11 protein-coding genes are annotated in these 10379 nt (G+C 49.0%); all 11 read right to left on the minus strand.

The window, feature by feature from the left end; translation table 11 throughout:
* Nucleotides 1–3453: DUF6531 domain-containing protein (locus EB241_RS20520; protein ID WP_124234912.1), on the minus strand; the 3453-nt coding region annotated here is incomplete at its 3' end.
* Nucleotides 3454–3456: 3 nt separating this feature from the next.
* The gene (locus EB241_RS20525) at nucleotides 3457–3900 is read right to left on the minus strand and encodes a DcrB-related protein (protein WP_124234913.1); all 444 of its coding nucleotides are present in this window, start codon (nucleotides 3898–3900) and stop codon (nucleotides 3457–3459) included.
* Nucleotides 3901–4057: 157 nt separating this feature from the next.
* Nucleotides 4058–4315, minus strand: a complete 258-nt coding sequence (locus tag EB241_RS20530) for a hypothetical protein (RefSeq protein ID WP_124234914.1) — start codon at nucleotides 4313–4315, stop codon at nucleotides 4058–4060.
* Between the two features lie 124 nt (nucleotides 4316–4439).
* Nucleotides 4440–4619, minus strand: coding sequence for a hypothetical protein (locus tag EB241_RS20535; protein WP_124234915.1), 180 nt, complete (start codon nucleotides 4617–4619; stop codon nucleotides 4440–4442).
* 826 nt (nucleotides 4620–5445) lie between these two features.
* Nucleotides 5446–6144 (minus strand): hypothetical protein, encoded by a 699-nt coding sequence (locus EB241_RS20540; RefSeq protein WP_124234916.1) that lies wholly within the window; start codon nucleotides 6142–6144, stop codon nucleotides 5446–5448.
* A gap of 165 nt (nucleotides 6145–6309) precedes the next feature.
* Nucleotides 6310–6699, minus strand: coding sequence for a lysozyme inhibitor LprI family protein (locus EB241_RS20545; protein WP_124234917.1), 390 nt, complete (start codon nucleotides 6697–6699; stop codon nucleotides 6310–6312).
* Nucleotides 6700–6803: 104 nt separating this feature from the next.
* A complete protein-coding gene (locus EB241_RS20550; protein WP_124234918.1) occupies nucleotides 6804–7580 on the minus strand; it encodes a hypothetical protein in 777 nt (258 codons plus the stop codon).
* A 253-nt stretch (nucleotides 7581–7833) separates the two neighbouring features.
* Nucleotides 7834–7974 (minus strand): DUF4431 domain-containing protein, encoded by a 141-nt coding sequence (locus EB241_RS22030; RefSeq protein WP_407644288.1) that lies wholly within the window; start codon nucleotides 7972–7974, stop codon nucleotides 7834–7836.
* The gene (locus EB241_RS20560) at nucleotides 7950–8339 is read right to left on the minus strand and encodes a hypothetical protein (protein WP_124234919.1); all 390 of its coding nucleotides are present in this window, start codon (nucleotides 8337–8339) and stop codon (nucleotides 7950–7952) included. Before EB241_RS20560 ends, EB241_RS22030 begins: the two co-directional genes overlap by 25 nt.
* 174 nt (nucleotides 8340–8513) lie before the next feature.
* Nucleotides 8514–9083, minus strand: coding sequence for a hypothetical protein (locus EB241_RS20570; protein ID WP_124234920.1), 570 nt, complete (start codon nucleotides 9081–9083; stop codon nucleotides 8514–8516).
* A 16-nt stretch (nucleotides 9084–9099) separates the two neighbouring features.
* The coding region (locus EB241_RS20575; RefSeq protein WP_199737410.1) for an N-acetylglucosaminidase at nucleotides 9100–10379 on the minus strand (1280 nt) is incomplete at its 5' end.

Here is a 10379-nt window from a genome sequence, read left to right on the forward strand (position 1 = left end):
TCCCAGCGGGTCGTAACGGAAACTCACCGCCGTCTGCGCGCCGTGCCTCGCTTCCCGTATCACTCCGCTGAGACGGTGCTCACCGTCGTAACTGAAACGCCAGCGCTCACCGCCGCGTACTTTGTCCACCGTGCGGCCGTGAATGTCATAACGCCAGCGGGTGCCGTTCAGCTGTGTGACCCGGTTGTGCGGCACCGTATGTACCCCCGCGTCCAGCGGGTTGGATGCACCATCCCAGCCCCACCGCTCGTGGTCCGGCAGCGCACCATCCTGCTTCAGCAGCCGTCCTGCCGCGTCGTACTGCCACTGCCGCCAGACAAAAGGATTGTCGTCATGCTCCTCACGCACCGGATTATTGCGGTAGTCATAGTCCCAGCGCCGTGACCACTCCCGTGGCGCGGGACGCTGGCGGCTGCCGCGGAACACGTCACGCTGATGCAGGCGGCCCAGACGGTCATACGAGCTGCGGCTGGTCAGTGCGCCCTGCGTCCGACTGACTTCGCGGTGCAGGGTGTCACGGCTGAAACCGGTAAGCGGCAGGTCGTCCAGGGCAATATTCAGCAGGTGCCCGCTGCCATAATAGAGGCTGCGGATCCGCCGTCCGTCCGGCAGCGTCGTGCCGGTGCGGTTGCCCAGCGCGTCCCATTCATACTTCACCACCCCCTGCTCACCGCTTTCTGACGTCAGACGGCCCGCGCGGTCCCAGGTAAATGCCAGCGCCTGCTCCGGCGCATCCGTAACATGTTCGCCGTCCAGCGACGGATGGAACGCCGCCTTCAGCAACTGCCCTACCGCCGACCACGCAAAGCGCGTTTCGCCGTCCGGGGTGCGTTTTCCCGTTACCAGCCCGCGCGCGTCGTAGCGGAAAAGATGGCTGAAGGCCGCAGACGTATCAGCGGCAAAAGTCCGGCCACTTACCCGCCCGCTGGCGTCATAGTCATAGCGGGTGGCCACGCCGTCCAGGCCGCGCTCCTCCAGCAGCAGGGAATCAGCCCCCCAGCGGAAATCGTAGCTTTCGCCATTTTCCGTGGTCAGCCGGGTTAAGCGGCTGCGGCTGTCATAGTCGCGCCGTACCTCGCCCCCTTCAGGGTTACGGCTGGCAACCAGCCTGCCCACGTCATCGTAGCGAAACAGGCTCTCCCTGCCGTCCGCCGTCTGGCGGCCTACCGGTAACCCACGCCCATTCCAGCGAATTTTTTCTTCCCAGCCCTCGGCACGCCGCCGCGAAAGCAGCCGCCCCGCCGCATCGTAGTCGTAACGGGTTTCCTCACCGTCCGGGGCGGTTTCGCTCAACAGCCAGCCCAGCGGATGATAGCGGTAAGCGGTGGTATAACCGGAACAGTCCACCGCCGCGGTGACCTGTCCGGCGGCATTGTATTCATAGCGGCTGACGCCGCCAGCCGCGTCCGTGCGGCGAACCACCAGACCCGACTCATTACGCTCAAACTGCTCGATGATGCCGTCTGCCGTCAGCACCTGCGCCAGACCATAATGCTCATCGTAAATAAAACGCGTCACCGCGCCATCGGCTCCGATGATGCTGGCAGGCAGCGCGCGGGTTTCCAGCCACTGTGTGGTGCGCCGGTTACCGAGCGCGTCCTCTTCTGCAACCCGGTTACCGGCTTCGTCATAGTGAAAACGCTGGCTGTTACCGAGCGGATCAAGCATGCACGTTAACTGCTGCTGGTCATTCCATTCAAAACACCAGGCTTCATTTCGCTCATCAACGTAACGGGTCACCAGCTGCTGGTCGTTCCAGAAATGCTGACGCTGACGCCCATCATCATGACTGACCGTGGTGACGCCAGCGCTTACATCGTAAGTGAACGTACAGCTGTCGCCCGCGCTGGTACGGTTGGCCACCACCCGCCAGTCATCAAAATATTGCCAGCGATATTCGCTTAACATACCGCCGGGCAGGCGGTGGCTGCTCATCAGCCCTTCGTCATTCCAGCTGAATTCACGCGTCACCACCCCGGTGGCGTCCGTCACCCGGATAAGCTGACCCACATCGTTGTAGGCATAGTGCATCAGCGGCCAGGATTTTTCTTCGTCAACCTGCCGCAGGCCGGTAACGCGGTCGTCGTGGTAATCCAGATGAACATCAATCACACAGGCGGCATCGTGAATACGTACCGGGTGGCCCACCTCATCGTAATCGATCTCCAGCAGGTTGCCGTATTCATCGCTCAGGGAGGCCAGTCTGAGCGTGGTCGGATCGCGGCGCATCGGGCGATAAAGACGCCAGCAGCTGCCATCATCATCGGCGATCGCCAGTTCCCCTCCCGGCCCACGACGGAAAATCAGGCCATCGGTCGGGCTGTAAAGCGGCTCATTTTCTGGCGGCAGGCTAAAACGCAGTTCACGACCAAATTCGTCAAACCACAGGCACTGACCATCAACCACGTTAAGACGCGTATCAAATACGGTGGTCCAGCCAGGGCCATACAGGCTTTCCAGCGTTGAGCGACTGTTGTAATTGCGCTGCCAGAGCAGGGGAAAACGCCCCGGCAGGCTGAAATCAAGATCGGCGTCATCGTTAAGGACTTTCGCCCCCGTGGCGGCGTGTACCGGATTGGACGAGGAGAATACGGCATTGACCAGCATGTCACCGGCCATGCCACCAATGGCACCCGCGACCATGCAAGGCATATTGCGCATGATGGCGCCCGGCCGGCCGCGCAGCAGAGGAAGCAGCATCATCGCCAGCGCCAGCCCCGGTGTCTTACCGCTTTTTATCTCCCGCACCACCACGCTTTCACCACCGATAATCACATCCGGGGAGACGTTATCCGCCACCGTTGCTTCGCAGGTGGAACGATCGCCGGCACGGATGGCAGGCTGACCGTTGATCAGCACGGAGGACGATCCCTCCGCCATAAACTGGGGGCCAGGATGCTTGTCACAGGCAACGGTATCCTGCTGGGTGGCTTGCGCATTGCTTACCGGACCGGCCACCGTCGGTTGCCAGAACGCGTTGGCTATCTGGCCAACGCTGCCCAACAGCGCACGGCCATAGTCCAGAAAGCTCATCGGTGACTGGCTTTCCGGCACCACCGTTTCAGGAGGAAGCAGCATCGCCGCCGCACGCGCCGCCTTTTTGTTATTGGTCAGAACGTTGTCCGATCCGCTGGTAATTTTTCCGCTGACCGCAGGTGGAAACAGAAAATCCCCGACACCGCTGGCGGCGTGGGCAATATCGTCGGTAATTCCGGCCATGTTCGCCAGCATGCCACCAATAATGCCGCTGAGGACGCAGCTTGAGCCAATGGTTGTCAGGCCTGCCGCCACCATACCGGCTCCTGCCAGCGGGGCGGCGGCGGTTGCTGCCGCCCCCACGACAGCGCCAATCGCGGCATAGGCGGCACCTTCCACCACAATGCTGGTGATATCGGCAAAAATACTGGCGTGGATCAGGTCATCATCTTTCCGTGCTGCGGGCTTGTTGCTCATCACTCAGACTTCCTGTCCATGCCGGGTCAGATCCAGCGACTGTTTCAGCGACGCCCAGCGTTGGTTATCTTCATCGGTAAACGGGCGCAGCGCGGAGAAGGTGAGCACCATCAGGCTGTTTTTCTCTGTGGCCTGTACGGCGAGCTGGTGCTGATGCAGGGTTTGTCCGTTGCGCTCGAAGTGGCTGGACACCTGAACGGCACGGATCTGCTGCTGAGCGCCCACGGTAACACGGGTAAAGTCCGACTGTTGCAGGCGGGTCATTTGCGGGCGCATATCATCCCACTGACGATAAAACTCCTGTTCAAAATCGCTGCCTTCAGGGACGGGACCACGGCTGATAACAAGCGTGATGCCGCTGGCGTCATCCCGCAGCACGTTCATACTGTTGTCCAGCCAGCCGCCGTCAGGGAGGGTGAAGGATCCTTCATTTAAATGATATTGCATAATGATGACTCTCAGAAAAAGCTGACACCGCCTGCTGGCGTTGCTGATATCGCTGTTTTTTTAATGGAATTGGTTGATACCGCGTCGGATGGCGCGAGATTTAATCAGTATTCATTTTACCGGCAGCCTGTTTGCTGACTGATGCAGTGACGGGGTATTACCCGGACCCGACACCTTTTTCAGTGATAACGGGGTTATTATTGGAGCTGACCCTCAGCAATGGTGGTGCTGTGGTTAATGCCCGGACCGTGCAGATATTTTTACTGTCAAACAGACAGCCACTGACAGGGACACCGTTGCAACGGGTTGTGATAACCTGGCTGTTTTTGCTATCAGACTGAGGGCCTGCAACAATGGACGCTATTGTCGGCGCGGGTGCGGGCAGGTTCAGCGCCGTCATGGCTTCACGCTTCATTTACAACCTGAAGACGTTTTAAATAACTGCATCACCATTAAAACCGGGATATGGTAATTAATAGTAACCTGATGCATTAAACTACCTGTCAGGGTTAACGCTCTGAAAAAAATAACACTGTGATTTAATTTTCGGGATGCTGATAGTCAGGGCCAACACCCTTATGTGTTTCCACCAATCCTGATTTATCAACCCAGCCTGCAACCTGCCGTTCGTCTTTAGATATATACATCACAGAGAAATAGTTATTATATTCAATATAGGTATAAACAGAATCACCGGGCACAATAAACGTTTTTTTCATCACACATTTGCTGTCTGGCGCAGAGTACAAGTATCAACGGCCTTTCCCTGAAACCTGATAAATATTATCTGTGTTATCCATTTTGACACCCTGAAGACTGGCCTGTTTATCAAGATGAGCACAATCTCCCTGAGCATAAGACGAGAAAGAAATAAAGAAAAACACCAACAGAAAATGCCTAATAATATTAAACACATTCCTTCACGACACCAATTAAGCCATTAGCACAGTCAGGATCTGTTGCATACCCTTTATTTTACAAGCCCTCACCCCATTGCATTGGATCGTTACTGCTAAACAAAATTTTATATTTTTCATCGAAAAATCAGAATGACTATCAATACTTTCATCAATGGTATCGTAGCTGGCAAAGTTCCCCAACACTTTTACTTCTCTACCGTTCTCATACTCGTGTGTCCAGTCCTTTACGTACCGTTGAGCCCCATGAGCTTTAATGCCGAAAAGATTATTATTTTTTTATTTATATCCGCAGGCACAGCCCTCCAACCGGACTCAAGGATGGCCTGATCCGTGGTATTTTCAGTCAGGATATCTGTCCTGGCCTCATTATTTTTCGCGGCAGCATAAACCTTATCAGAAAATTTCTACTGTTCTGAAGACAAAGGACGAACATTTCTTTTAACTGAAGCAATATCTTTCTTAATTTTCGCAGCGTTCTGTTCTGACGTAGATTGCAGGAAAAAAGTTTCTTACCTGTCTTTTATGCCCGGAACAAAGCCCTGCTACCGTTCAGTTTCCAGAACAGCGGGACATCCTCGGGCAAATGTGCGCTAATCCATGAGAACATGGTCATTTACCCTGACTGTCATTGCCCGGTCACTGTCTCAGAAACTTCTTTTCCATTAAAAATGGTATGAACAGTTCCATCGCTGATGGATACATGATTAAGTCCGTCTTTTGTTGCAAAGGAATAATTTTCATTATTTAAGTGGCCAGATAACATAGCAACATCATTCGTTGATTTGTTAATCAGCAATAAATCAAGCTTGTTACAATCAGAGTGGAAATCATTGCAATGATTAATTATTGTCAAACCATATAACTTACTTAGCAGACGTTTGGTAAACTTCACATCACTGACGTTATCTTTCTTTTTGTGTAGAACAAAGAATGCCGGAATATATGACTCATTTCCCTGAGGTTTAGCAATCAGCCGCCATGAAAGTTGATTGCCTTTGCCAGTTAATAGTGCCTCACCATTTTTCCCTCCAAACCAACTATCAAAGTTTATGTCTGCAATTCCTTTACTTTTTATTCTGCCATGTATATTACTCTCATCATTTCCTGAACAATCAGTGCGACTTCCGTTTTGATAAATCAGGCAATATCTTCCGGTGACTTCATCTTCTGACTCATTCAACCATATTGTCATAGAGACCTTATCCTTGTCCCCTTCTGTTATCTTTTCCCCTGTCCATTGACCTGTAAAGTCACTGGCAAGTGATGATGCAGAATATAAGCCTGAAAGTACCAACATCAGCATTATTTTTTTAAATTGATTCATTTTATCACCACGTCCGGGCAGCTATGCACACGATTAAGCCAGCCTGTGCATATCAGTATTATAAACAATCATTCACGAATCCAGGATTATTAAAACACCCGGACTGAAATGCACTCCTTCATCAGACATGACTATGCTATTTATCATTTCCCAACATGGAATTTATTACTTACTTTCTTTCCTCTGAAAATCATCAGCCCTTTCAGTTGTCATTTTCAAATAACAGCTATCTCCCACCACCAAGGACAGCGTACCGCCAACTTCCTGTGATTGAAATGCCTGACAGTTTTCGTCACGATATTTAACCCATGTCCGCTGGGCATTGACAAAATTTTTCTTTATATCAGGACTTATCAGTGACAGGTAATTTCTATAATTCAGGTTTAATCTTTTTTCCTGACTGTCAATTTCATCCGCATAACATGCCCTCATACTGACAGTAACACCTTCTGCAGCATTCATACATTTCTTGAACTGGTCAGAGTAAGCTAATTCTTTAGCGGAAAGAGGTGCAGATAAAGTAGCAATAACGGTAATAAATAAAATCGCTTTCATATGATATTCCTGAACACACGATCTTATTCGCTGATATATCATCACCAACCTCTTCCTACCGCTTTCTTCATTGGGTTATGAAATAACAGGCTCAGAAAACCATTTTAGTTCACACTCCAGCCACCTGATTCTGTCAGAACAACTTTATTATTAACCAGCACAGATAAAGTCGGATTATCCGCTGTCAGCAAATATTTTGTTTTTGCATTCTTATTTTCAAACTGATAACCACTCACAGGGCATACCATTGAATCACAATGAGTTCTGATAACCTGCCCCATAACGGCTGTCTTTTTGCCATCCGACTTACTCGTGCCCTGATATAACGCTTTATTACATACCTGAGTGCTGTCAGCACAGGTTAACATAATTTTCACTTTATAATTTTTGGATTCGAAATAGCTCACTCTGGGGACAACGTCAACCACGGCGCTCTGTTGCTTTTTTTCATCAAATGAAACATGCTCAAACCTGCTTGCCCATTGACGGATATCAGGCTGTATTCCCGACATATTCTTATCATTAGTCAGATACATGACGCGTGAATTTCCCGGAACAACCCACGCCAGATACAGTCTTCCATCTGGCTCAATAACCATCGCTGAAGCATTTTCCAGCCGCAGCTCGTTGAGCCAGCCATCAACTAACAGTCCACCATCAGTGACTTTTACAGGATCTGCGAATGCCTGATAATTGCCAATAAATTGATTGTAATTTGATTTGGTGAGGTTTTTAACGTCTGTGGAAATCACCTTATCATTGAATATATTAACAACTGAATTGGGCGTTGCATATTGAGCCAGGTTTTTGTACTGCGAGGCGCACACAAATGAAGAAAATAATAAAGAAAATAAAATTGCAGTAACTTTATTTATGCGCACAGACGCTCCCCTGTCATTGTACAGATAACCTAATAAACTTCACTGGCTTTCTCTGAAAAGAATCGGGAAGCCAACTAACGTATTCTTCGGGAGAAATCATCTTAACGCTATTCGTTTTTGTCATTGCATCAGCAGCAGTGCGGGCGTCTGTAAGGTGCCCGCATATATTTGTCCACTGATATGCTGTGTTTTACTGTCCGCCATTCGCGCTTTATCAGCTTTGCGCCGTCATGGCTTCACGCTTCAGTACGCTTCATTTACAACCAGAAGATGCTTTAAATGACTGCATCACCATTAAAACCGGGGTATAGTGCCCGGCAGTAACCTGGTGCATCAGCGTACCGGTTATACGGTAACAGCCGTTTACCTTTATCTCTTTTCTGTAATTAACAATCTGTAAGAGCTGAACTTTTTTTCCAGCTGGTTATCAGGATCATCATCGGAAAGACCGGATGCAGGATTTACATTGACCGGCTCTGAAAGACGTAGCACAGGTACATTGACTTTTTTATCATCAGGACCTTCACCATAATTTGGTGGCCCATCAAACTGATTTATTGAAATAATACCTTTCAGTTCAACGACAGCGGGTTCATAGGGTAAATCAATTTGCGCCTGAGACGAATGACTCAATAGTAGAAGCACACTAAAAAAAAACGATATAAGCATATTTTTCATCGAAAAAATGTCTTTTTTATTTTTCAAAGTTAACATTTCCTGCACTCCAACCTTCATGCGTTCTGATTGCTGAAACAACATTACCTAACTCTTTATTCTGCAAATCTACCTGGCCCTGTTCCAATAGCTCCATTTGCTGTCGCAAACTTACCCGCCCTGATGTTTCCTGGGTTATTATTTTTCCATGCCAACGTCCCACCTGAGCGAGTCCCGGTCTTGCCATCTTGTCAGGGAATAAAATAACCCTTTTTTACGTCAGTCATCCAGTCTGAAAACTATATTAATATTCGTTACCTTTTTATTTTCAATCTGAAAACCTATACGTTTGCTGTCATTTTCAAAAATTCTCCAGTGCTGTCCGTCACTGTCATCCTCATTTCCCGCACCATACTTATTTATTAATTGCTCTTCACTGTCGCCAACTTTAACACCTCGGTTTGTCATAATCACAGGTGAGCTGATGGTTATTTGGGCAATAATGTAATCATCGACAGAACGTTCTTCCTTGTCCCAATAAACATTTGAACTATAAACAGAGTAACCTGCATAATTGTGCTGCCAAAATTTATAGCTGGTATCGCCAGCGGGAATATCACCGACAAATTGCCGGCTTTGTTCTTTTCCGAAAAAATGTGCAGTTTTCTCATTCCATTTATTACCGATCCCCAGCTTATGCCCTGAAATATCGACAAAGAAATCGTCCATCGTTAAATTAGCAGGCACAGAAACACTTTGCAAAACTGATGAGTTTGCTGGCATAGCAAATAATGGATTTAAAGTCAACAGCGCAAAAAAAATGACGACATTTTTTTTAAAAGACAACATATTTTCAACCTTAACATTACTTAAATTGTGGAATATCATATGATAAATTTGCATCAGGAAAGCTATCAAACATTTTTTTCATATTTTTAGTCTGTGCAACTGCCCAATTTACATCAGTAGCATACTGGTGTGTTCCCGGTGAGGCTGGATTCCAACGCATTTTATAAAGTGTATTCTGCTCACTACCGTTTACAAATTTATCAGATATCCATTTTGCACCACCTTCAATCGCTTTTTCAGGTGAAGTCCAGCCTTGCTTATATGCATATTGTGCACCAGTCGTTACGGCATTTCCATCAAGAGCGCCTATCCCATACATGTTGTAAACCTTTGTGCCATTAATCATGACACCATTGGCAAGTTCACTTGATCCATTTCCTGTTTCAAGTGCTGAATGAGCGGCAAGGTAAACCTCATTAATGTTATATTTTTTGGCTGCATCAAGATAAGTCCGTGCCTGTCCTTCAAGTGCTCCTTTCCCATTTAAAAAAGCATTCATGTCGACCTCACTTACCCCTGAAGATGCAGAAAGATTGACAAATTGATATTTGTTAGCTCCTTCAAGATAATTAACTGGATCGACATAATTCCTGATTTCTTCTTCGCTTGCAGCAACGAAACCTTTTTTTGTCCATTTCACCGGAGTGGCTTTTAATTCTTTTTGTTTCTTAACCATATCATCGACAGAATAATTGTATGCTGTCTTTTTACTTGAGCTATCTCCTTTATCCATTGCTTTAGCTGATTGTCCTTTTTGAACCGGCCCTCCCACGCTACTCCCCTTTTTTGCCGGGAACAGCGCCTCCACGGCACTGTGAATATCGCTTTTGTGTCCTGCACCCGGTGCAACAGTGGCCGCCCCGGTTCCGTCATTCAGGTTCAGTTTCCCGCCGTGGGTATTGATATAACCCTGCCCCTCAACAAAGATATTGAACCCGGTCCCGATCATATTGATATGCCCGGCGGCCGTCAGTTCGATCGCACTTTCACCGCAGACTAACCGCAGTTTCGTGCCGGATGCCAACACATACTCATCCACCGCCGCGTCGGTTTTCTTCGTGCCGGTCAGTACCGTTTCACTCGCTTTCACGCCGTGAAGACGACTGGCTTCTACCCGGTGCGTTTCACTGGCTCCAACGTAATGCGAGTGGTTCTGCCCGACGGTATGCGTCGCATCATTTTTCACGTTGGTGTCCATGTTCTTCTGCGCCTGGATCCACAGCTGCTCCTCCCCCGCCTTGTCCTCAAAGCGCAACGCGTTCGCCGTCTCCGACGTCCCATCCTTCGTCCGGCTCA

Source organism: Erwinia psidii, from assembly GCF_003846135.1.
Taxonomy (GTDB): domain Bacteria; phylum Pseudomonadota; class Gammaproteobacteria; order Enterobacterales; family Enterobacteriaceae; genus Erwinia; species Erwinia psidii.

Excerpts from the sequence above, each read along its gene's own strand:
- EB241_RS20525 (WP_124234913.1), bottom strand. The coding sequence starts at position 3,900 with ATGCAATATCATTTAAATGAAGGATCCTTCACCCTCCCTGACGGCGGC.
- EB241_RS20535 (WP_124234915.1), bottom strand. The coding sequence starts at position 4,619 with ATGAAAAAAACGTTTATTGTGCCCGGTGATTCTGTTTATACCTATATT.
- EB241_RS20560 (WP_124234919.1), bottom strand. The coding sequence starts at position 8,339 with ATGTTGTTTCAGCAATCAGAACGCATGAAGGTTGGAGTGCAGGAAATG.
- EB241_RS20540 (WP_124234916.1), bottom strand. The coding sequence starts at position 6,144 with ATGAATCAATTTAAAAAAATAATGCTGATGTTGGTACTTTCAGGCTTA.
- EB241_RS20570 (WP_124234920.1), bottom strand. The coding sequence starts at position 9,083 with ATGTTGTCTTTTAAAAAAAATGTCGTCATTTTTTTTGCGCTGTTGACT.
- EB241_RS20545 (WP_124234917.1), bottom strand. The coding sequence starts at position 6,699 with ATGAAAGCGATTTTATTTATTACCGTTATTGCTACTTTATCTGCACCT.
- EB241_RS20530 (WP_124234914.1), bottom strand. The coding sequence starts at position 4,315 with ATGAAGCGTGAAGCCATGACGGCGCTGAACCTGCCCGCACCCGCGCCG.